This window comes from Pedobacter sp. (genome assembly GCF_041662865.1).
Taxonomy (GTDB): Bacteria; Bacteroidota; Bacteroidia; order Sphingobacteriales; family Sphingobacteriaceae; genus Pedobacter.
The window spans coordinates 16,357-38,389 of record NZ_JBAZRL010000033.1; the positions used below are offsets into that span (position 1 = coordinate 16,357).

Below are 22,033 nucleotides of genomic sequence, written 5' to 3' on the forward strand. Positions count from 1 at the left end.
TACTATCATTGGTTTAATAGTAATGGGTTTTGCGTAAAGCAGTTTATTATCTATTTATTAATTGTGTATGTAAAATTTATTGTTGCAGAGCGCCCTAAAATATTCGATACTGAACAATATTTTTCAAAAGTCATTTGTAAAGCTCGTTCTACTTTTGTTGTGCTTAAATCGCCAAATAAATCAAAATGAATATTAATCACATCAAAAATCGGCGGCATTTCTTCATCTCTCCGTGTAGCTTTGATACCAATTTTAATATCATTTAATGGCTCCTTTTGTTTGGTTAACACATTTACCATATCGATGCCGCTACATCCGCCTAAACCAACAAGTAAAGTTTCCATTGGTCTAAAACCTTTTCCCTCACCTCCAATAGTAGGTTTTGCATCTAGTTCTACTGTAAATCCAGCTTCATTACTAGCTTCAAAGTTAAATTTTCCGCTTTTGCGGATTAGATTTATTTCCATTCTTAATTAAACATTATAGAAAACCTGATTCTCTTTTTCTAAGTCAGAAAGTTGAATTGGTTTTTCAAAAATGGCAAAAACAGATGATCCACTGCCACTCATTAACGCAAATGTAGCACCTGCAGCATAAAGCTTTGTTTTTATTTCGTCAATTTGCGGATATTTTGTAAAAACTGACGTTTCAAAATCGTTCACAATTTTATCTTTCCACTCGCTCAAGGGCAAATGTATTAATTCTTTTAAGGAAATTGAAGGGTGTTTTACGGTTACATTTTGATAGGCTTCGGCAGTTGAAACATGTATTTCAGGTTTTACCAACACAATAAAATAGGCGGATAAATCTATTGACAAGTCTTCAAATTCATCCCCTTTGGCAAACGCATAAGCTGGTTTATTTTCGATAAAAAAAGCACAATCTGCGCCTAAATTTCTAGCGTAGCTTTGCATTTTTTCGACTGATAAAGCCAATTTAAATTTCTCATTTACGAGTTTAATTAAAAATGCTGCATCAGCCGAACCGCCACCTAAACCTGCACCGACTGGAATATTCTTTAATAAAATGATTTGCTGATTTGGTAAATTAAAATCAGTTTGTAGCTGTTTAAACGCTTTTAAGCAAATATTATCCTCGGCTTTGCCCGGAATATCAATACCTTTTATAACGCAACTAGTTTCATCGGCATCAATTAATTCTACCACATCGCATAACTTAACCGGATAAAAAACAGTTTCAAGGTTGTGGTAACCATCTTCACGTTTTTCGGTTAAGAATAAGCCTAAATTTAATTTAGCGTTGGCGAAAGAAAGCATCTTATTAATTTACGATTATAGAATTACGATTTTTGGATATCCGATTTGAAAGATAAACTTTCATTGCAAACATACAAATTGTAAATTATTTATAAATACTTGGGAAAACTCCACAATGTGGAAAAAACATAAAACGTACAGACTTTAAAATTTTTAGTTTTGTAATAGGATTATTCTTCCTTTAAGATAAGATGAAACAATATTTAGATTTAATGCAGCATGTGCTAGATCACGGCACACAAAAACACGACCGCACAGGTACGGGAACAATTAGCGTTTTTGGTTATCAGATGCGTTTCAATTTGCAGGATGGCTTCCCAATGGTAACTACCAAAAAATTGCACTTAAAATCTATTATACATGAATTAATTTGGTTTTTAAGTGGCGATACTAATATCAAATACTTAAAAGATAACGGAGTAAAGATTTGGGATGAATGGGCTGACGAAAATGGGAATTTAGGCCCTGTTTATGGATCACAATGGCGCAGTTGGCCAAAACCTGATGGCGAAAAGATTGATCAGATTACTCAAATCATCAATACCATAAAAAACAACCCTGATTCGAGAAGAATAATTGTTTCTGCATGGAATGTTGCAGAAATAGAAAACATGGCTTTACCACCTTGCCACGCTTTTTTTCAGTTTTATGTTGCCGATGGTAAATTAAGCTGTCAATTATACCAACGCAGTGCGGATATATTTTTGGGCGTACCTTTTAACATTGCTTCTTATGCTTTACTAACTATGATGGTAGCACAAGTTTGCGATTTACAATACGGTGATTTCATCCACACCCTTGGTGATGCACATTTATACAACAACCATATTGAACAAGCCAAATTGCAATTGAGTAGAGATACTAAAGCTTTACCTCAAATGCATATTAATCCAGCAGTAAAAAATATCTTCGATTTTAAATTTGAAGATTTCGCGTTGGAAAACTACGATCCACATCCACATATTAAAGGAGCGGTAGCAGTCTAAATTATCGTCATTGCGAGGTACGAAGCAATCTTAAAGCGAAATATGTTAGGAGATTGCTTCGTACCTCGCAATGACGTAAGGTCTCAAAACCAATGAACAATTGAACTAATGAACTAATGAACCGAATATCCATAGTAGTAGCCATTTCAGAAAACAATGCCATAGGAAAAGACAATCAGTTGTTATGGTATTTGCCGGCCGATTTAAAACACTTTAAAGAAATTACAACTGGTGGTACTATAATCATGGGTCGCAAAACATATGATTCAATTGGCAAACCATTACCTAATAGAAGAAACATTGTAATTACACGTAAAACCGGGTTAGAAATTGCAGGTGTAGAAGTAGTCAATAGTTTACAAGCAGCATTATCACTTTGTGAACAAGAAAATGAAGTATTTATTATTGGCGGTGCCGAAATTTACAAACATGCGCTTGCTGTTACGAATAGGATATATTTAACAACCGTTCACCAAAGTTATGAGGCCGATGCCTTTTTCCCAGAATTAACTCGAAATGAGTGGGAAGAAATCCATCAAGAATATCACGAAGCTGACGAAAAAAATAACGTAGCTTACACTTTTTCAACATTAGAACGCAAATAGCGAAATTTCCTTAATAAAATTTCAATAAGATACCTATTATTTAAAAAAATAATTAGATTTGCCGACTTGTTTAAAAACAGCATACTATAGAAAAAAATAATTTACAAACAAATGCAAGGTAAAGGTTTTATTAAATTTATGGCAATACTATTAGGTATTGTCTGTCTGTATTCTCTCTCATTTAATCTAGTTACTTATAACGTAGAAAAAGATGCCAAAGCTTATGCTAAAGGCGATGTGGTGAAAGAAAAAGCGTATCTAGATTCGATGGCTACTGTAGCTGTTTATCCTGGTTTAGGGCTAACGTATCAACAAGTAAAAGGTAAAGAGATTAACCTTGGTCTTGATTTAAAAGGTGGAATGAATGTTACGATGGAGATTTCGTTAGCTGAGCTGACTAAATCTTTAGCTGGTAATACTACAGATGCAAACTTTAATCAGGCATTACAAAATGCACAAACTCAAATGAATGCTGGTGGAAAAGATTTCATCACTTTGTTTGTTAATGAATATGAAAAACTTGCTCCTAACGGAAAATTAGCAGATTTCTTTGCTAACCAAGATAACGCTAGTCAATTAAAAGCTAACGCAAGTAACGACGATGTTAAAAAATTCTTATCTAAAGAAGGTAATAGTGCAATAGATCGTTCATTTACTATTTTACGTAGTCGTATTGATGGTTTTGGTGTTGTTGCTCCTAACATGCAAAAACAAGAAGGTTCAAATAGAATCTTTATTGAAATGCCAGGTGTACAAGACAAAGAACGTGTTCGTAAATTATTACAAGGTTCTGCTGAATTACAATTTTGGCAAGTTTATCAAAATGAAGAAGTTGTTAATGTATTAGAAAACATTAACAAAACACTTGCATTAACTGTAAAAGATACTGCAGCTGTTGCTAGCGCTAAACCTGCAGATACTGCAGCGAAAGGCAGTAAATTAGCTAATTTAACTAAAGGCGCTGTAAAAGACACTTCAGCAACTGCTAAAAAAGCTGAGGCAAGCAAATCTAATCCGCTATTCTCAATATTAAGTATTCCTACATATACTGCAGAAAATGGTCAACAAGCATTACGTCCAGGACCAGTTGTAGGTTGGACTTTGCAAAAAGATACTGCTAAAGTAAAAGCATATTTTGCTAGACCAGAAATTAAGTCGTTAATTCCAGGCACCATGAAATTCATGTGGAGCTTAAAACCGATGGAAGGCAGCAAAGTATTTGAATTGTATGCAATTAAAGTTTCTTCTTTGGATGGAAGACCTGACTTAGGTGGCGATGCGATTTCTAACGCAATGCAAGGATACGATCAGAAAAACAGACCAGAAGTAACCATGTACATGAACAGCGATGGTGCTGCAAAATGGAAAAAAATTACTGCTGATGCATCTGCTGATCCAAATAATAAAAAAGCAATTGCTATTGTTTTAGATAATACAGTTTATTCTGCACCAACTGTACAGAATGAAATTCCGAATGGTGTATCTTCTATTTCTGGTAGTTTTACCTTAGAAGACACTAAAGATTTAGCTAACATTTTAAAAGCTGGTAAATTACCTGCTCCTGCTAAAATCGTTTCAGATTTCGTTGTAGGTCCTTCATTAGGTCAACAAGCAATTGATAGCGGTTTATCATCATTTGTAATTGCATTTATTGTTATTCTAGCATTTATGGCTTTCTATTACAATAAAGCTGGCTGGGTAGCTAATCTTTCCTTATTAATTAACTTATTCTTTATTATGGGTGTGCTGGCTGCATTTGGAGCTGTGCTAACACTACCTGGTATTGCTGGTATCGTATTAACTATTGGTTTATCCGTAGATGCGAACATCCTAATCTTTGAACGTGTCCGAGAGGAACTCGCCCATGGAAAAAGTACAGCAGTTGCAATTAAAGAAGGTTTTAAACATGCAATGCCTTCAATCGTCGATTCGAACGTAACATTATTTATCTTAGGTATTATCCTATTTATATTTGGTACAGGTCCAGTTCAAGGTTTTGCTACTACATTATGTGTGGGTATTGTAACTTCGTTATTTGCGGCAGTTTTAATCTCTCGCGTAATTTTTGAAGGTTTATTAAGCAAAAAAGCTAACATCTCTTTCGATAATAGCGTAACTAGAAATGCATTTAAAAATATTGCTTTCAACTTCGTTGGACATAGAAAATTATATTATGTAATTTCTTCTGTAATTATTCTTGCTGGTATTGGTTTCTACATTAAAAATGACGGTTTAAACTTAGGTGTAGACTTTAAAGGTGGTAGAACTTACATGGTTAAGTTCGATAGAAAAATGAATACGGAAGAGGTGACTAAGAAATTGGTAACCAACTTTGAAGGTGAAGAAGCTTTAGTAAAAACTGCTGGAACTGATAATTCATTAAAAATCACTACTCCTTACCACATTACAGATCAAGATCCTAATGCGGATAAAATTGTAGAAAATGCATTAAGAAAAGGACTAACAGAAACTGGAGCTAAGTTTGAAATTGGAAGTTCTCAAAAAGTAACACCAACAATTGCTAGTGATATTATTTACGGAGCGTACGGAGCAATTTTATTCTCTTGTATTGTAATGTTTATTTACATCTTGGTGCGTTTTAGAAAATGGCAATATGGTTTAGGTGCGGTAATCGCATTATTCCATGATGTGTTATTGGTAATTTCATTATATACTATTTTAGACGGTGTATTGCCTTTCCCATTAGAAATTGGACAAGATTTTATTGCAGCAATTTTAACAGTAATGGGTTATACCATGACAGAAACTGTAGTTGTGTTTGACCGTATCCGCGAGAAATTAGGTGAAAGTGGTAAAACTGATGTGTATGGTGAAGAGCGTAATACGTTAATTAACTTCGCACTAAACAGCACATTAAGTCGTACTATTTTAACTTCATTAACTGTATTTTTTGTGTTAATGGTAATCTTCGTATTTGGTGGAGATAGTATCCGCGGGTTTATATTTGCTTTATTAATTGGTCGTATTATTGGTACATATTCATCATTGTGTATCTCTACACCAATTGTAATTGATTTATCTAAAAACGAAAAAAAAGCAGTTAAATAGCTTTCAATTCTTATAAAATACAAGGGCGTTCATAACTGAATGCCCTTTTTTGTTGTTCTAAATTTTCATTATACTCGGATTACCTTAATTAGCTTGAGCTATATTTCTTAAACCAGATTAACCTTTATTGCCTCAATAACTTTCTATATTTGTTAAACTAATTGATAGTTTCATTAGTTGTTCTATTATGGAAAACGGAAAACAAAAAATAGTGATAATTGGTGGAGGTTTTGGCGGTATTGAATTAGCTAAAAAACTTCGAAATAAAAACGTTGATGTTGTCATTCTTGATAAACACAACTACCATACTTTTCAACCCCTATTGTATCAAGTTGCAAGTGGAGGCTTAGAGGCCGATTCTATTGCATTTCCTATTCGCAAAATATTTAAAGGACAAAAAAATCTCACGTTCAGAGTTACAGAAGTAGAAAAAGTAATTCCAGAAGAAAATAAGTTATTAACTACAATTGGAGCAATTCATTACGATCATTTAGTCATTGCAACTGGATCAACAAGCAATTTTTTTGGGCAGGAAGAAATTCAGCAAAATGTAATGCCAATGAAATCTATTCCAGAGGCATTAAATTTACGAAGCTTAATTTTACAAAATTTGGAGGCCTCATTAATTGCAAAAGATGCTCAAAAGGAAAAGGAGTTATTGAATTTTGTAGTCGTTGGTGGTGGACCAACTGGTGTAGAAACTGCTGGTGCGCTTGCTGAACTTAAGAAACACGTACTTAAAAACGATTATCCAGAACTGGATATTCACAAAGTAAATATTTATTTAATTGAAGGATCTCCCGAATTATTAGGAGTGATGTCTGTACAAGCACAAAAAAAATCGAAAGAATTTTTAGAAGAATTGGGTGTAACTGTACTTACCGAAGCCAGGGTAAAAACCTACGATGGTAGCGTAATTTCATTAGTTGATGGAACCTCTATCCCCTCTTCTACTGTAATTTGGAGTGCGGGAGTTAAAGGTGTAGTGTTAGATGGTTTAAATCCAGAATGCACCGTAAGAGGAAATCGATTAAAAGTTGATAAAATTAACAAAGTAGAATGCTACCAGAACATTTATGCCATTGGTGATGTTGCCGCAATGATTACGGATGAAACTCCAAATGGGCATCCGGGCGTTGCTCCAGCAGCGATACAGCAAGGTAATTTATTGGCTAAAAATTTAATCAATATCATTCAAGGCAAACCAACTGAAAATTTCAAGTATTTCGATAAAGGCTCTATGGCAACAGTTGGTAGAAACAGAGCCGTGGTAGATATTGGCAAAATCCATTTCCAAGGAATATTTGCTTGGTTTACATGGATGTTTGTTCACTTAATGACACTAGTTGGCTTTAGAAATAAGTTAATTGTTTTTGTGAATTGGGTATGGAGCTATTTTAGTTATGATAGAGGCACACGTTTAATCATTAGACCATTTCTTAAGGGAGATCGATGGAAAGCTATAAATAGTCCTCTAGCGCAAAAAACAGAATAACAGTTCATTTGTTCATTTGTCTGATAAGCTAATACCTAATGAACTAATGATACTAATGAACAAGTGAATAATGATACTAATGAACAAATGAACCAAAAAATAAAGCTAGTAGAATGCCCTCGTGATGCCATGCAAGGCTTACACAATTTTATTCCGACAGCCTTAAAAGCTGCATACATTAATCTTTTATTGCAAGTAGGCTTTGACACGATTGATTTCGGAAGTTTTGTTTCCCCAAAAGCAATTCCGCAACTGCGAGATACTGCTGAAGTATTGGCACAATTAGATTTAAGCACCACTAAATCGAAATTATTGGCTATTGTAGCGAATGTAAGAGGTGTTGAAGCAGCTGTTCAGCATCAACAGATTACGTATCTTGGTTTTCCATTTTCCATTTCAGAAACCTTTCAACAGCGCAATACAAATTCTAGTATTGCTCAGTCTTTAAACACAGTTGAAGAAATGCTTAACCTTTGCGATAAACACCAAAAAACAGCTGTGGTTTATTTATCCATGGGTTTTGGCAATCCGTATGGTGATGAATGGAATGTAGAGATTATAGAAAAATGGGCGGAAGAATTGGTAAACAGAGGTGTTAAAATTCTTTCTCTAGCAGATACAACTGGCGTTTCTACACCAGAAAAAATCGAGACCATATTACCAGCATTACTTAGAAAGTTTAATGAAACAGAAATTGGCATTCATTTACACAGTACCCCTTTTACGCGATTAGAAAAAATTGAAGCAGCCTATAAAGCTGGCTGTACTCGTTTTGATAGTGCGCTAAAAGGTTATGGTGGTTGTCCAATGGCAGCAGATGATTTAACAGGAAATATGGCTACCGAAGATTTGATTTCTTTCTTGCAAAGCAAAAATGAAGACTTAGGTTTAAATATGGATAAATGGCATGAAGCGATGCTATTTTCATCGGAAGTGTTTAACTAAAGTGGTTGTAGTTAGTATTGTGGCGGTGGGTTAGAAAGGCATCGTCATCATCTGTGCTAAAAGCTACAAAAAACAATACGTATGCTACATCAAACCTAAATGATTTAAACTATAAAACCGATAGCTGGCACACATAAACCTCATCATCCATCCATTCTTGCAATATAATTCATCATTGTAAAATGTTTTATACCAATAATTTAAAATAGTCAAATTTATATACATTTAGAAATCAGCAATGCTGTAACCAAAAACTAAGCAAAATAAATTATGATGAGAAAATTACTTACCCTACTGTTTATGGTATGTGTGGCGCAAACTTCATTTGCTCAAGACCTTGAACCTACAGATTATTTTAGCAAAGATTTTCATGCGCAACGCAGAGAAGCATTGCGTAAAATTATGCCAGATAGTTCAGTAATGGTGGTATTTGCCTACCCTACTCGAACTTTTTCAAATGATGTAGATTATCTCTATCATCAAAACCCAGATCTTTATTACTTTTCTGGATACAAAGAACCAGATGCAGTGCTATTTATTTTCAAAGAAGCGCAAACAGATGACAAAGGCAATGCCTATAAAGAATTGTTTTTTGTAGAAAAGAAGCCCGCAACAAGAAAGTTGGACAGGTCGACGCTTAGGTGTTGAAGGTGTAAAAGAAAAGTTAGGTATTCCGATGGCCTTTAATGGTAATGATTTTAAGGATTATGCTATCAATCTTTCTAAGTTCAAGAATATCATATACAGTTTGCCAGCAACAATGGCGCCATCTAAAACAGAATCTCCACTTTTAGCTGGATTAGTGAATTCGTTTGTGAAGAAAGCGAATATCTCTTTAGACAACACATCAGATGTAAATACTGCTAGAAGACTTTACTATAAATTAACAGGCCAGTTAAGGGAAATTAAAACACAAGAAGAATTAGTAATGCTTCGTAAAGCGGTAGAAATTTCTTGCAATGCGCATAGTGAAGTCATGAAAGCTGCAAACACCAATATGAGTGAGCTTGAAATACAAGGTATACAGGAATTTGTGCATAAAAAATACGGTGCAGAAGAAGTAGGCTACGGTTCTATTGTAGGTTCTGGCGAAAATGGCTGTATTTTACACTATGAAACGAATACTAAAACAAAAGTTGGAAATTCTTTAGTGTTGATGGATGTAGGTGCAGAATACCATGGTTATAGCGCAGATGTTACGCGGATAATACCAGCAAATGGTAAATTTACAGAAAGTGAAAAACTGATCTACCAAATTGTTTATGATGCTCAAGAAGCCGCTTTTAAAACCTTAAAAGATGGTTCTACTTTTTCTGCAGCAAGTAATGCAGCAAATGAAGTTATTTCAGAAGGTTTATTAAAATTGGGCATTATTAAAGATAAAAAAGACTATAGAAAATATTATACTCATGGCCTTAGTCACCATATAGGACTAGATGTGCACGATAGAAGCAGTTCAGGCAAACTCCTAGCTAACATGGTGATTACTATTGAACCCGGCATTTATATTCCTGCCAATAGTGATTGTGATAAAAAATGGTGGGGCATTGGGGTGCGTATTGAAGATGATGTATTAATTACAAAAGATGGCTATGAAAACCTTTCGGTCTTTGCACCAAGAAGCATCGCAGATATTGAGAAGAAAATGGCTGCCAAAAGTGTTCTTAATGACTTTGTTTTACCAAGTTTAAAATCAGGTAGAACCAATTAAATAAAATCATTTTCTACTAAAAACTAAAAGCCATTCACAAATTATGTGAATGGCTTTTTCAATTCTATAGTTTAAAAAGTTCTAAGCTTTCTTTACCATTTTAAAATGCTGAATACCAGCTTCCTCAAACTGATCTCCTTCAGCAACAAAACCAAATTTAGCGTACAAACTCATCGCATCTAATTGAGCGTTTAAATAAATGTAGTCTGCATCTGAAGGCAAATCATCTAAGGCAGTCGCAATTAAAGCTCTACCCACACCTTGACCTCTAAACTCTTTTAACACTGCAAAGCGTTCTAATTTATATCCTTTATCCGTTTTGCGCCAGCGACAAGCGCCGCAAGGCTGATGATCTGATAAAGCCAAAAAATGGGTTGAAACATCTTCATTTTCCCATTCTAATTCTGGCGGACAATTTTGTTCATCTACAAAAACGATTTTACGAATAGCAAAAACTTTTTCTAATTCTTCTTTTGTTGTTGCTTTTTGAACTTGCAGCGTATCCATCTTATTTATCTTTTTTAACTGGTTTATTACCTTTTGCTTTTTTCATATTCCATTCTTCCGCTGCATCAATACTATGCGAACAATGAATATCATTTTCCTTTTTAGCTAACATAGCTAATTTAACATAAAATTTGTGCAATTGATCTAATTCTTCCTCCGTTAAATCTTCAATGTCAACCATACGATTACTCGTGTGCTCTTGAGCTGCAATTAATTCATTTAGCTTTAACTGAATAGCCTTACCATCTTTATTTTGTGCTTTCTGAATTAAAAACACCATTAAAAAAGTGATAATAGTTGTTCCTGTGTTAATTACCAACTGCCAAGTTTCAGAATAATCGAACAGTGGACCCGTTGCTGCCCATACTATTACTACTCCTGCTGCAATTAAAAAAGCCGGCGAACTTCCTGTAAATTTAGTGGCTGCATTTGCAAATCTTTCAAATAGACTATTCTTTTTTCCTTTGCTTTTCATGTCAACTGATTGTGTTAGTAAATATAGACTATATAATAGGTTAAAATCAAAATCTGAACATAACTATTAACATCTAGCAAACCCATAAACTAAGAATATGTTTTAATAAAAAATTATTGATCACCTTAAATCTTCGCAACAAAAGTTACTTTCATAGGCTTATATCTATCATTTGTCGCAATTAACATTTGTTAACATGTGCTTTTATAAAATTCGCCTTTACATATGAAGAGAATTTTATTATTAATTAGCATGAGTTGCGCATTGAGTTTTACAGCCTCTGCCCAGCGACCATTAAAAACAGAGGCGGTTATTAGTGGTTTCTTTACATTACCCATGGAAACCATGTTGGATACCATTGCCCAAAAAAGCAAGATCAGATTCATCTATGATCATGAAATGATAAAGGATATGCAAATTACTGATCAATTTCATGAAGAACCAATTGCAAACGTATTATCGAAGATTTTTAAGGCCAATAAGATTCATTATTGGGTAGAATCAGATCAAGCTATTTATATCATTAAAATGCCTGAAGATTTACCTCGTCTCAAAAAAATGGAGATAGAAAAAGACCCCGCTCTTTACTACTCAAGCCAAAACCTAAGCTCAAAAAAGCGAAACGAAAATTTAATTATCAAAAACAATTCTATCACATTAGACACTATTAAGTCTGTAAAAAAAGTTGAACCTTTTGCCATTAATGGAAAAGTTATAGATCAAAATACTGGCGAATCATTACCATCAGCCATTATTAAAGTAAGAAACACTACTATAAGCACTGCTACAAACTCCGATGGTTATTTTACCATTTTGCATGTTCCTTCCGACACCTGCACGTTAGAAATTAATTATGTTGGCTACAGAAGAGATACCTATCAATTAAGTAGTGAGAATATTAAAAAGGAAATTGTAATTGGTCTTTTCATTTCAGTAAAATCACTAAATGAAGTTGTAGTTGTGGGTAAAAAGGGTGAAAGCGTAATGACTACCGATAAACGTAGAGTAAGTGTGTTGCAAATCTCTCCAGCAAAGTTAGATGAGTTGCCCAATATTGGAGAAAGAGATATTTTACGATCATTTCAATTAATGCCAGGCATAAGTGGTAGTAACGAATCATCTTCAGGGGCTTATGTAAGAGGAGGTACACCAGATCAAAATCTAGTACTTTTTGATGGATTTACAGTTTATCAAGTAGATCACCTGTATGGTTTTTTTAGTGCATTTAATAGTAATAGTGTTAAAGATGTAACCATGTATAAAGGAGGTTTCTCTAGCAAATACGGTGGTCGATTGTCTAGTGTAACCGATATTGTTGGTAAAGAGGGAAATAGCAAAGAATACAACATTGGTGGAGACATTAGTCTTTTAAGTGCTAATATTTATTTAGAAAAGCCAATTAACGAAAAATCTACCCTGTTATTAGCCTATAGAAGATCTTATGAAGGACCTCTGTATAATAAAATATTTAACAAATTTAACACAACAACAGTTTCTACCACCAGTGGACCTGGTGGGCCTGGAGGTGGCATGGGCGGTCCTCCTGGCGGGGGCGGTAGAGGTGGTTTCACACAAACCGTTACTACACCTGCATCTGCCTTTTACGATTTGAACGCAAAATATACGTATGCTCCAGATCAAAAAAACAGATTTTCTTGGAGCATTTATCAAGGAAATGATAATCTCGATAATAGTAAAACCATCGAATTACCTTCCTTTATTTCTAGTGGTGGAGAAATCACCAATACAGATAAAACTACTTATGGCAATTTAGGGTCGAGCTTAAAATGGTCGAAGCGATGGACACCAAAAATATATTCAAACACGTTAATGAGCTATTCTACGTATCACAGCGATAGAGACAACAGTAATAAGATAACCATTGCAGATTCGCTTGGAAATGAAACAGAATTAAACAACGGAACCTTTGAAAAGAATAAGTTGAAAGATTTTAGCTTAAAATCTGATTGGGAATGGCAAACTGCAGATAAAATCAAAGCGCTTTTTGGTGTTTATGCCTCTAATCAAGATGTTTCTTATGAGTATAGTCAAAATGACACGAGCAAACTAATTGATCAGCATACCAAAGCAAATATTGGCGGGCTTTATGGCGAAATAGAATTTAGTCCAGGCAAAAACTTGCAAATTAAGCCTGGCCTTCGTACCACTTATTATGATCAAACTGGGAAAGTTTATCTAGAACCTCGCCTATCTGGAACTTATACATTGAATGATCAATTAACTTTAAAAGCTTCAACCGGTAAGTTTTACCAATTTACTAACCGTGTGATTAGAGAAGATATTTTATCTGGAAGTAGAGATTTTTGGGTATTATCCAATGGTAGCTCCATTCCTGTAAGTTCTGCCTATCATTACATTGCAGGTTTTAGCTATGAAGCAGATAAATTTTTAATTGATGTGGAAGGTTATTATAAAACACTAACTAATTTATCAGAATATTCTCAACGACAAATTGGAAACAGAAGAACTGGCGTTTCTTTAGAAGAACATTTTTACACTGGCTCAGGCTATACCAAAGGAATTGAATTTTTATTACAGAAAACAAAAGGAAAATATACAGGATGGGTAAGTTATACGCTCTCAGAAGCTAAAAATAATTTTGATGCCTACGGCGGAGAATTTGCTGCCAGTCAAGATACTAGGCACGAGTTTAAATCGGTTAATCTTTATCACTATCGCAGGTGGACATTTTCAGCAACATGGATCTTTGCAACAGGAAAACCTTTTACTGCACCATTAAGCACCTATACCGTAAACGACTATAGCGGTAATGCCAGGACATTTTTAACCATTAGTGAAAAAAATGGCCAGCGCCTTCCATCCTATCACCGTTTAGATCTTTCTGCACTTTACGATTTAATTAAAATTGATAGTCGCAAAGTGGGGAGCATTGGCTTCTCTATTTTCAATGCCTATAATAGAGGTAATATTTGGTATCAACAATATTCAATTGTCAACAATCAAGTTATCACCTCAAACGTAAATTACCTTGGTCTTACACCTAATATAACGCTTAGCTTAAAATGGAAATAAATAAAAATTTAAAATACCTATTCATCATCCTATTCATTAGCATTGTGTATTGTTTTTCTTCATGCCAAAAAGACGATTCAGTTGCAGATTATAATCGACCAGTTGTTGAAGCTTATTTAATACCAGGTACCGCGGTTCAGGTTAAGGTTTATTATCAGAAATATTTAGAAGATACCATTTCTTATGGTTTTCCCATAACTGGTTTGGAGTTAAAAGTAAGCGACGGCACAAATACTATTTCACTTACAGAAACTAAGCCCGGAGTTTACACGTATGCTGATGTAAATTTCATAAAAGACAACAAAAGCTACTCCTTAAATTTTACCTATTTAGATAAAGTTATAAGTGCTCATACCACAATCCCAACTAAGCCTATTAACTTTAAAGCTTCGAGTACACAACAAAAAGTACCCACAATTACATTTGGCTCTACTCCTACCACTTTTGTACCCGTAACGTATAGCTGGGCCAATACCAAATCAGATTATTTTCTTATGTCATTTGAGAACGTTGAAGCTTATCCAAGCAGTATATCAAGAAATACCCGATTAAAAAATGAAGTTTTGGTTGGGCAAGTTTCTACATATAACACAGAAGCGATGAATTTTAATTATGCTGGCAATCATAAAGTTTTATTATTTCATATAAATCAAGAATATAACGATGCGCTAAAAAGCACAGGTGGAAATTCACTTAATTTAACAAATCCCTCAACAAATGTCACCAACGGTTTAGGTATTTTTACAGGATTAAGAGCAGATACGTTAGACCTATTTGTTTACCAATAAAACGTTTATAAACAATACATTAAAGACAATGGTAAAACTAAAATCTTGGCGTTTTTTTAATCTTGTCGCCCCGCTCTTATTTTGGGTAGTTGTTTTTAGTTTGCCCTATTTTTCTGGAGCCGATAACTTCCCAAAAGAATTTCGCGAACAACATTTAAGGAGTATGTTAGTTTCTAACCTACTTCTTATTATTATTTTTTATGTACACAGTTATTTAATTTACCCCATAAGGGAAAAGAAACATGGATTGTTAATCTACATTGCGTTGTTGTTGGTGTGCATGACAATCTATCTTTTTACTAAAGACCTATTTAGACCAGATTTTTCTAAAAATCCTTTATTTATACCCAAAGAGAAAAATCAATTTGGGCCGCCACCACTACTAAACATTATGAATGTTTTTCCTTTTTTATTCACTATTGTTGTGAGCTTCTGCCATCAATTATATTTAGAAAAAGTAAAAAGAGAAAAATTAAACAAAGAACGTGAGCATATCCATTTAAAAACAGAACTAGATTTTCTCTCATCACAAATTAGTCCACACTTTATGTTTAACACATTAAATACAATGGTATCAATGGCGAGAAAAAAATCTGAGGCACTCGAATCATCGTTGATCAGCCTTTCTCAGTTAATGCGGTATATGTTATATGATAATAATGGGAAGCCCATTGGATTAGCAGATGAAATTGAATACCTCAGGAATTACATCGATTTACAATTGATCCGATTTGAAGAAGATTTGAAGGTCAATCTTCAATTAGTAGGGCCTTTTGAAAATTTTGTAATCGAACCCATGCTATTAATCCCATTTATTGAAAATGCGTTTAAACATGGTATTGGCAACATCGAATCTCCGGTCATAGATATTTCTATCATCTTAGAAGAAAAAGAACGTCAATTAAAGATGATTGTCATTAATAATGTAGCACAAATTGAAACATTTGCAGAGAAAAGTTCGGGAATAGGGTTAAATAATGTTAAAAGAAGGCTAGAATTGCTCTATAGTGGCAAGCATCTCTTCTATACTCAACAAAAAGATAATACTTTTATGGCCATGCTACAAATTACCTTATAAAAATGAATTGTATTTTAGTTGACGATGAGAAACCTGCGCTAGAATTACTAGAAGATAATGTAAAACAAATTCCTTTTTTAAAAATTATTGCTTCTTGCCGTAATCCACTTCACGTTCAAGATGTATTAGAAAAAAACAAGGTTGATTTAATTTTTCTGGATATACACATGCCTAGCATTAATGGCCTTGATTTACTAAAATCTTTTACAAATCCACCAATGGTCATCTTAGTAACGGCCTATCAAGAACATGCGCTTGATGGTTTTAATTTAGATGTTGTAGATTATCTGGTTAAACCAGTTCCATTTAATCGCTTTTTAAAAGCTGTAAATAAAGCGCACGAGCTTTACTTAACTAAACAAATGCAAAATAGGGCTTTGCCAGAAAATGATTACGTATTTGTTAATGCTAATTATGCCTTAATTAAAATTAAAATAAAAGACATTACATTTATTGAAGGCCTTAAAGATTATGTAAGAATTAATGTTACTGATGGAAAACCTATTGTAACCAGATTAGGTTTAAAAGGGCTTGAAGAAAGACTTGGTGCTGACAGGTTTATTCGTATTCATAAATCGTACATTATAGCTTTAGATAAAATTGATTCTATTCAAAAATCACAGTTGGTTGTAGCAGGAGAAGAAATTCCTGTCGGGGTAGGCTATCGAGATTTACTGCAAGGATATATCAGTCAAAAAAACCTATAAAATTGGTTGGAAGGTTTAGATGTTGTAACGTTTAGCCGTCTACAAATGTTTGTAAAAAGTAAAGGTTTAAATGTTGCAATTCTAGACATGTGCCTAGAACTTTACAACATTTAAACCCTCAAATATTTTAACGCTATTTTATAATTTATCGTTGGCGTTAATGCAATTTAAATCTTCAAAAGCGCCTGTTAAACGTTTCACAAATTCTTCCTCACCTTTGCGTAACCAAACACGAGGATCATAATATTTTTTATTTGGCTTATCATCTCCATCCGGATTACCAATTTGACCTTGCAAAAATGCTTCGTTCTTTTTGTAGTAATCTAAAATTCCTTGCCAAAATGCCCATTGCATATCGGTATCAATGTTCATTTTAATAGCACCATAAGATATAGCTTCCCTTATTTCTTCTTGAGATGAACCTGAACCACCGTGGAAAACAAAATTAATTGGTTTCTCTGCAGTTAAGTTGTATTTTTCTTTAATGTAATCTTGAGAATTTTTTAGAATAATTGGCTGTAATTTAACGTTACCTGGTTTATACACCCCATGCACATTACCAAAAGCAGCTGCAATGGTAAAACGATCACTTACCTTACTCAATTCATCATATGCATAAGCAACTTCACTTGGCTGTGTGTATAATTTAGAGCTATCTACATCACTATTATCAACACCATCTTCTTCACCACCAGTTACACCTAATTCAATTTCAATGGTCATGCCCATTTTGTTCATGCGTTTGAAATATTCTACACAAACTTCCATGTTCTCTTCAATTGGTTCTTCCGAAAGATCCAACATGTGCGATGAAAATAAAGGTTTACCAGTTTCTTCAAAGAATTGTTCGCCATGTGTTAAAAGACCATCAATCCAAGGCAATAACTTTTTAGCCGCATGGTCTGTATGTAAAATTACAGCAACACCATAATGTTCTGCTAATAAATGCACATGCTTAGCTGCAGAAACTGCGCCCAATACACAAGCATTTAAGTTATCGTTATTTAATGTTTTACCAGCGTAAAACTGTGCACCACCATTAGAAAGTTGAATCATTACAGGAGAATTTACTGCTTTTGCAGTTTCCATTACTGCATTAATAGTATTGGTTCCTGTAACATTTACCGCTGGTAATGCAAATTGATGTTTCTTAGCCTGTTCAAATAATTCCTGAACGGCTGATCCGTAAATTACGCCTTTATAGCCTTTTAAACTCATTTCTATTTAAATTTGATATGTCGAAGTTATGAAAAAAATTAAGAAAACAACAATTTTTACCTAAGTGTACTTTTTACAATAACCACCCTAATATTTTAGTCGATTGAGGAAGTATTGAATTGTTAAATTAACGTGAGTTCGGGTTAAGCATTCTGCTATTTTTAACTAACAAGCCCAAGCACTATCTCTTCGTAAACCAAAAATCGACCTTGTCCAGTGCGGAATGCAGCAATTTGCCTTGGCAGAAACTTTAATAGCGCTGGGCGCAGTCGTGGAGTTTTTTGCATACTTTTTTCATCTACAGGAAAAAAGTTTGTCCGCGAAGCGACAGAACCATGTTATATCGCAGAAATCAATGATTTTTAAACCACAACCATTGTGCCTACCATTTAAAAGCTATTCATTATACCGAACTCGCGTTAAATTGTTAATTTTCAAAAGTCAACCAATGCCACACTATAACAATCGAACAACCACTAACACAATACTGTTTTTCTTAATTATTTTTTTTGTTTCTTTGTACTCGCATTTTTAACTAGTAACATGGCTTGGTTTAAGAGAGAAAAAAAAGGTATCAGTACCACAACAGAAGAAAAGAAAGAAGCACCGGATGGCTTGTGGAATAAATGTCCAAACTGTAAAAAAGCATTACACAGTGCAGATTTAATTGAAAACAAGTACGTTTGCCACTATTGCGATTATCATTTACGGATAGGTTCTAAAGAATATTTTCAAGTTATTTTTGACAATAATACCTTTACCGAATTGTTTGCCAACCTTACTTCTGGCGACCCTTTACACTTTAACGATAATAAACCTTATACCGAGAGAATAGTAGAAAGCCAAGCTAAAACTGGTTTAAAAGACGCTATTCGTGCTGCTCATGGAAAAGTGGATGGGCAGGAGTTAATGGTTGCTTGTATGGACTTTGCTTTTATTGGTGGTTCTATGGGCTCTGTAGTTGGAGAAAAAATTGCTCGTTCTATCGATTATAGCATCAAAAACAAAGTGCCATTTTTAATGATTTCTAAATCGGGTGGTGCTCGTATGATGGAAGCCGCATTTTCGTTAATGCAAATGGCAAAGACCTCTGCTAAACTTGCTTTATTAGCACAAGCTAAAATCCCTTATATTTCTTTATTAACTGATCCAACAACGGGTGGTGTAACTGCTTCGTATGCCATGTTAGGCGACATTAATATTGCTGAACCAGGCGCCTTAATTGGCTTTGCTGGACCACGTGTAATTAAAGAAACTATAAAGAAAGATCTTCCTAAAGGATTTCAAACTTCTGAATTTGTATTGGAGCATGGCTTTTTAGATTTTATTGTGGATAGAAGACAAATGAAAGCGAAATTGGCTAGTTTCTTAAAAATGATGAAGAATTAAGTAGTTCATTCGTTCAATAGTTCATTTGTTCATTGGGCAGATTGCCAAAATGATACTAATGAATTAATATTTTAAAAAAAGCTCCTTTGGAGCTTTTTTTTTGTTTCATAAGAAATTTTGTAGGACAAATGTTACTCCTTATCACCACAAAAAATATTTAATAATCGGATATTAAACGGTTATATTCGTTTATAAATGTTTAATATCCGATTAAGTAGCGCCAAGCGGCGAGTTACCTGCAATTTTAGGACGACAACAAAAATGAATAAACATCAATATAAAGACTTGACAATTGAAGTTCTTGACGAGCCAACTTACAAATTTGGCTCTGCGGACAACAATTGTGTTTATTCAAAGACTTACTTCGGTGACAATGCAGAGCAATACCCGACTTCAAAGCACGGAATTAAAATTTATCGTGACGACCAAATTATTGAAAGTTGTATTTTAATAGGCTCAGGCGGTGCGACAGGTGTTCATCAAAATTCATCGCTTGTTGACAATGACAGATTAGTAATTTGCTGTTGCGACACTGTGATTAGCTTGACACTTCCCGACCTTGAATTAAAATGGAAAACTCAAGTTGACCAAGCGACTTGCTTTCAAATTTTTAAACAGCAGGACGACTACATCATACACGGTGAACTTCAAGTAACAAAACTTGACAAAGACGGAAATAAAAAATGGGAGTTTGGTGGTGCAGACATTTTTGTATCGATAGACAATGAAGAAGAATTTAAAATTGAAAGTGACGGTATTTTATTAACGGACTTTGCAAAGACAAAATATAAAATAGACTTTGACGGAAAACTACTCTGGGACACGTATAAGCAGACAGAAAAAACTACAGGTAACAGCACCTTGCCAAAAGCGGGGCGGACGTGGTTACAGAAACTTTTCGGCAATTAAATAACATTAGTGGTAGCTTGACAGATGGTGCTTCGAAAGCCCCGCCTTCGGCAAGCCGCAAAACGTTATGCGGCAGTTTACCTAAACAATGGAGAGACTATCTAATCATAAGACCAACATATGAGAAAATTAATTTTAGTTATTTTAATAGGATTGACTTATTCTAGTTTATTTTCACAAACTGATACTATTCCAGGAGAAGCCGAATATAGAACACATTATGATTGTAGATATGAACCGGGAAATATTTTAATCGTACAAAAAAAGGAAAACACTTGAATGATAAAACTTCGTGGAAAATATCCGATGATGGTTTCGTAATCAGAATGGAAGCGATTTATGATTTAGAGTTTTCCGACGGGAAACGTTTTAAAAGTGGAGTAATTAAAGACATAACCGAAGATAGTTTAACTATAAGTTCTACTATGAATGAAAAGTGTGCTATCTATGAAGGCATAAAATATGAAATGTTCAAATATCCCATAACTTCCATTAAAATTGCAAGATTTATTAGTGATAGGTCCTTAGGTTTCTTCAAGAAAAAAAACATCGACAACAAATTTGACCTTATTGTAAAAAAGATTGACAAAGCTAAACTTTGCCCTGCTGTGCTGACGTTTCCCAAACGGAACAATGAAGTTAAAGTATGTCATTACTATTTAACAAGCCAAGGTTATGACGTTCTATTTGAAACAAATGGATATTTAGATTATATGGAATATCCTATAGAATGGAAATAAAAAAACCGTCACATAACTGCAAATTGAAACACTAAAAACATCAAGTATGTCAATTTTAGAATTTATATCAAGCCAACCAGAAGATAGGCAAGAATTATTATCGCAACTTCATGAAATTATCATACAAAATGATAAAACTATCACACCAGTAATTGCACCCATGATGGGAAAAGAAATGATTATTTATAATGCGCCAGGAAGTTTTAAATATGGGCTTTCTAGCGTAAAAAATTATATGTCATTGCATGTATTGCCAATGTATGGTTCAACTATTATTTATGAAAAATATAAAGCGCTGTTGAAAGATGCAGCTTTCCAAAAAGGTTGTATTAATTTTAAAAACAAAGATGAAATGCCGCTAAAAATTGTAAAGGAACTAATTGCCGATTGTTCGAAAATTGATCTTCGTGCTCTAAGAGAAAATTACCTCAAATCAAAATCGAAAAAGAATTAATCAGCGGTCAGCAGCTAACACAGTTTTGTGGTTAAGAACAATTATTATTGACACAAAAATTTATATAAATAAAATTTCAATGAAACGACTTATTAGATTGTTAACTTTTTTTTCTTTAACACTTTTAGTTTATTACAATGGTTATGGGCAAAAAGCAAAGGACAACTATTCTTCCAAAATTGATAGTTTAATTCAAACTACAAACCCAAGAGGTTTTAATGGCGTTATTTTGATAACTCAAAATGGTAAAATAAAGTATTCAAAAATAAGTGGGTATTCGGATGTAGAGAAAAAGGTAAAGTTAACGCTAAAAGACAACTTCAGAATACAGTCGAACAGCAAACAAATAACAGCAGTTTTAATCTTAAAAGAAGTTGAAAAGGGAAATTTAAGTCTAAACAAATCAATTAAAACCTATTTACCATACTTAAAACAGCCATGGGCAGATACCGTCACCGTACATCAATTACTTAATATGTCGGCAGGTATTGTTAATCTCGACAAACCTTTGGCATTTAAACCTGGAACAGATTTCTACTATAGTAACCCTGCGTATGGCTTGCTTGGTCAACTGATTGAAAAAGTTACTGGGAAAAAATATAGTGAAGCAGCAAACAACTTATTCA

21 protein-coding genes are annotated in these 22,033 nt (G+C 34.0%); 16 read left to right on the forward strand and 5 right to left on the reverse strand.

Features of this window, described 5'->3' with window-relative positions; translation table 11 throughout:
• Positions 1–50 precede the first annotated feature (50 nt).
• On the reverse strand, positions 51–467 hold the full coding sequence (locus WC622_RS11490) for an OsmC family protein (protein ID WP_372819836.1): 417 nt from the start codon (positions 465–467) through the stop codon (positions 51–53).
• A gap of 6 nt (positions 468–473) precedes the next feature.
• Complete coding sequence (gene ispE / locus WC622_RS11495; RefSeq protein ID WP_372819837.1) at positions 474–1,277, reverse strand: 4-(cytidine 5'-diphospho)-2-C-methyl-D-erythritol kinase; 804 nt, start codon at positions 1,275–1,277, stop codon at positions 474–476.
• A 191-nt stretch (positions 1,278–1,468) separates the two neighbouring features.
• Between ispE and WC622_RS11500 the strand changes: the two genes are divergently transcribed.
• The 7 genes from WC622_RS11500 to WC622_RS11530 all read left to right on the forward strand — a co-directional run bounded on the left by WC622_RS11500 (position 1,469) and on the right by WC622_RS11530 (position 10,088).
• A complete protein-coding gene (locus tag WC622_RS11500) occupies positions 1,469–2,263 on the forward strand; it encodes a thymidylate synthase (protein WP_372819838.1) in 795 nt (264 codons plus the stop codon).
• Between the two features lie 116 nt (positions 2,264–2,379).
• Positions 2,380–2,868, forward strand: coding sequence for a dihydrofolate reductase (locus WC622_RS11505; protein WP_372819839.1), 489 nt, complete (start codon positions 2,380–2,382; stop codon positions 2,866–2,868).
• Between the two features lie 111 nt (positions 2,869–2,979).
• A complete protein-coding gene (gene secDF / locus WC622_RS11510) occupies positions 2,980–5,937 on the forward strand; it encodes a protein translocase subunit SecDF (protein WP_372819840.1) in 2,958 nt (985 codons plus the stop codon).
• Positions 5,938–6,124: 187 nt separating this feature from the next.
• A complete protein-coding gene (locus WC622_RS11515; RefSeq protein ID WP_372819841.1) occupies positions 6,125–7,432 on the forward strand; it encodes an NAD(P)/FAD-dependent oxidoreductase in 1,308 nt (435 codons plus the stop codon).
• Between the two features lie 87 nt (positions 7,433–7,519).
• A complete protein-coding gene (locus WC622_RS11520) occupies positions 7,520–8,377 on the forward strand; it encodes a hydroxymethylglutaryl-CoA lyase (RefSeq protein WP_372819842.1) in 858 nt (285 codons plus the stop codon).
• A gap of 270 nt (positions 8,378–8,647) precedes the next feature.
• Positions 8,648–9,025 carry an aminopeptidase P N-terminal domain-containing protein gene (locus tag WC622_RS11525; RefSeq protein ID WP_372819843.1) on the forward strand — a complete coding sequence of 126 codons (378 nt, stop codon included), beginning with the start codon at positions 8,648–8,650 and terminating at the stop codon, positions 9,023–9,025.
• A 28-nt stretch (positions 9,026–9,053) separates the two neighbouring features.
• Entirely contained in the window at positions 9,054–10,088 is a 1,035-nt protein-coding gene (locus WC622_RS11530; RefSeq protein WP_372819844.1) for a M24B family metallopeptidase, read from the forward strand.
• Positions 10,089–10,169: 81 nt separating this feature from the next.
• Here the strand turns inward: WC622_RS11530 and WC622_RS11535 are convergent, their stop codons facing one another.
• Entirely contained in the window at positions 10,170–10,595 is a 426-nt protein-coding gene (locus WC622_RS11535; RefSeq protein ID WP_372819845.1) for a GNAT family N-acetyltransferase, read from the reverse strand.
• A 1-nt stretch (position 10,596) separates the two neighbouring features.
• Complete coding sequence (locus WC622_RS11540) at positions 10,597–11,070, reverse strand: low affinity iron permease family protein (RefSeq protein ID WP_372819846.1); 474 nt, start codon at positions 11,068–11,070, stop codon at positions 10,597–10,599.
• A 225-nt stretch (positions 11,071–11,295) separates the two neighbouring features.
• On the opposite strand from WC622_RS11540, the gene WC622_RS11545 reads away from it, so the two are divergent.
• Genes WC622_RS11545 through WC622_RS11560 form a run of 4 tightly spaced genes read left to right on the forward strand, consistent with a single transcriptional unit; the run spans position 11,296 to position 16,697 of the window.
• The gene (locus tag WC622_RS11545; protein WP_372819847.1) at positions 11,296–14,124 is read left to right on the forward strand and encodes a TonB-dependent receptor domain-containing protein; all 2,829 of its coding nucleotides are present in this window, start codon (positions 11,296–11,298) and stop codon (positions 14,122–14,124) included.
• On the forward strand, positions 14,115–14,912 hold the full coding sequence (locus WC622_RS11550; RefSeq protein WP_372819848.1) for a DUF4249 family protein: 798 nt from the start codon (positions 14,115–14,117) through the stop codon (positions 14,910–14,912). The genes WC622_RS11545 and WC622_RS11550 overlap by 10 nt, the downstream gene beginning before the upstream one ends.
• Positions 14,913–14,940: 28 nt before the next feature.
• The gene (locus WC622_RS11555; protein WP_372819849.1) at positions 14,941–15,990 is read left to right on the forward strand and encodes a sensor histidine kinase; all 1,050 of its coding nucleotides are present in this window, start codon (positions 14,941–14,943) and stop codon (positions 15,988–15,990) included.
• A 2-nt stretch (positions 15,991–15,992) separates the two neighbouring features.
• A complete protein-coding gene (locus WC622_RS11560; RefSeq protein ID WP_372819850.1) occupies positions 15,993–16,697 on the forward strand; it encodes a LytR/AlgR family response regulator transcription factor in 705 nt (234 codons plus the stop codon).
• A 138-nt stretch (positions 16,698–16,835) separates the two neighbouring features.
• Here WC622_RS11560 and fbaA read toward each other — a convergent pair whose 3' ends face one another.
• Positions 16,836–17,915: a class II fructose-bisphosphate aldolase gene (fbaA, locus tag WC622_RS11565; RefSeq protein WP_372819851.1), complete on the reverse strand. Its 1,080-nt coding sequence runs from the start codon at positions 17,913–17,915 to the stop codon at positions 16,836–16,838.
• Between the two features lie 543 nt (positions 17,916–18,458).
• Here fbaA and accD point away from each other — a divergent pair.
• From accD to WC622_RS11590, 5 genes are all read left to right on the forward strand, one after another.
• A complete protein-coding gene (accD, locus tag WC622_RS11570; protein WP_372819852.1) occupies positions 18,459–19,304 on the forward strand; it encodes an acetyl-CoA carboxylase, carboxyltransferase subunit beta in 846 nt (281 codons plus the stop codon).
• Between the two features lie 261 nt (positions 19,305–19,565).
• On the forward strand, positions 19,566–20,213 hold the full coding sequence (locus WC622_RS11575) for a hypothetical protein (RefSeq protein WP_372819853.1): 648 nt from the start codon (positions 19,566–19,568) through the stop codon (positions 20,211–20,213).
• A 275-nt stretch (positions 20,214–20,488) separates the two neighbouring features.
• Positions 20,489–20,953 carry a hypothetical protein gene (locus tag WC622_RS11580; protein ID WP_372819854.1) on the forward strand — a complete coding sequence of 155 codons (465 nt, stop codon included), beginning with the start codon at positions 20,489–20,491 and terminating at the stop codon, positions 20,951–20,953.
• A gap of 46 nt (positions 20,954–20,999) precedes the next feature.
• Positions 21,000–21,407, forward strand: coding sequence for a DUF1801 domain-containing protein (locus tag WC622_RS11585; protein ID WP_372819855.1), 408 nt, complete (start codon positions 21,000–21,002; stop codon positions 21,405–21,407).
• Between the two features lie 79 nt (positions 21,408–21,486).
• Positions 21,487–22,033, forward strand: a 547-nt coding sequence (locus WC622_RS11590) for a serine hydrolase domain-containing protein (RefSeq protein WP_372819856.1), incomplete at its 3' end; no start/stop codon positions are given.

What these genes read in the sequence shown, in the direction of transcription:
- WC622_RS11540 (WP_372819846.1), bottom strand. Translation starts at nt 11,070, where the DNA reads ATGAAAAGCAAAGGAAAAAAGAATAGTCTATTTGAAAGATTTGCAAAT.
- WC622_RS11530 (WP_372819844.1), top strand. Translation starts at nt 9,054, where the DNA reads ATGGCCTTTAATGGTAATGATTTTAAGGATTATGCTATCAATCTTTCT.
- secDF (WP_372819840.1), top strand. Translation starts at nt 2,980, where the DNA reads ATGCAAGGTAAAGGTTTTATTAAATTTATGGCAATACTATTAGGTATT.
- WC622_RS11515 (WP_372819841.1), top strand. Translation starts at nt 6,125, where the DNA reads ATGGAAAACGGAAAACAAAAAATAGTGATAATTGGTGGAGGTTTTGGC.
- accD (WP_372819852.1), top strand. Translation starts at nt 18,459, where the DNA reads ATGGCTTGGTTTAAGAGAGAAAAAAAAGGTATCAGTACCACAACAGAA.
- WC622_RS11505 (WP_372819839.1), top strand. Translation starts at nt 2,380, where the DNA reads ATGAACCGAATATCCATAGTAGTAGCCATTTCAGAAAACAATGCCATA.
- WC622_RS11490 (WP_372819836.1), bottom strand. Translation starts at nt 467, where the DNA reads ATGGAAATAAATCTAATCCGCAAAAGCGGAAAATTTAACTTTGAAGCT.
- WC622_RS11575 (WP_372819853.1), top strand. Translation starts at nt 19,566, where the DNA reads ATGAATAAACATCAATATAAAGACTTGACAATTGAAGTTCTTGACGAG.
- ispE (WP_372819837.1), bottom strand. Translation starts at nt 1,277, where the DNA reads ATGCTTTCTTTCGCCAACGCTAAATTAAATTTAGGCTTATTCTTAACC.
- WC622_RS11500 (WP_372819838.1), top strand. Translation starts at nt 1,469, where the DNA reads ATGAAACAATATTTAGATTTAATGCAGCATGTGCTAGATCACGGCACA.
- WC622_RS11520 (WP_372819842.1), top strand. Translation starts at nt 7,520, where the DNA reads ATGAACCAAAAAATAAAGCTAGTAGAATGCCCTCGTGATGCCATGCAA.
- WC622_RS11585 (WP_372819855.1), top strand. Translation starts at nt 21,000, where the DNA reads ATGTCAATTTTAGAATTTATATCAAGCCAACCAGAAGATAGGCAAGAA.
- WC622_RS11560 (WP_372819850.1), top strand. Translation starts at nt 15,993, where the DNA reads ATGAATTGTATTTTAGTTGACGATGAGAAACCTGCGCTAGAATTACTA.
- fbaA (WP_372819851.1), bottom strand. Translation starts at nt 17,915, where the DNA reads ATGAGTTTAAAAGGCTATAAAGGCGTAATTTACGGATCAGCCGTTCAG.
- WC622_RS11555 (WP_372819849.1), top strand. Translation starts at nt 14,941, where the DNA reads ATGGTAAAACTAAAATCTTGGCGTTTTTTTAATCTTGTCGCCCCGCTC.
- WC622_RS11535 (WP_372819845.1), bottom strand. Translation starts at nt 10,595, where the DNA reads ATGGATACGCTGCAAGTTCAAAAAGCAACAACAAAAGAAGAATTAGAA.
- WC622_RS11525 (WP_372819843.1), top strand. Translation starts at nt 8,648, where the DNA reads ATGATGAGAAAATTACTTACCCTACTGTTTATGGTATGTGTGGCGCAA.
- WC622_RS11545 (WP_372819847.1), top strand. Translation starts at nt 11,296, where the DNA reads ATGAAGAGAATTTTATTATTAATTAGCATGAGTTGCGCATTGAGTTTT.
- WC622_RS11550 (WP_372819848.1), top strand. Translation starts at nt 14,115, where the DNA reads ATGGAAATAAATAAAAATTTAAAATACCTATTCATCATCCTATTCATT.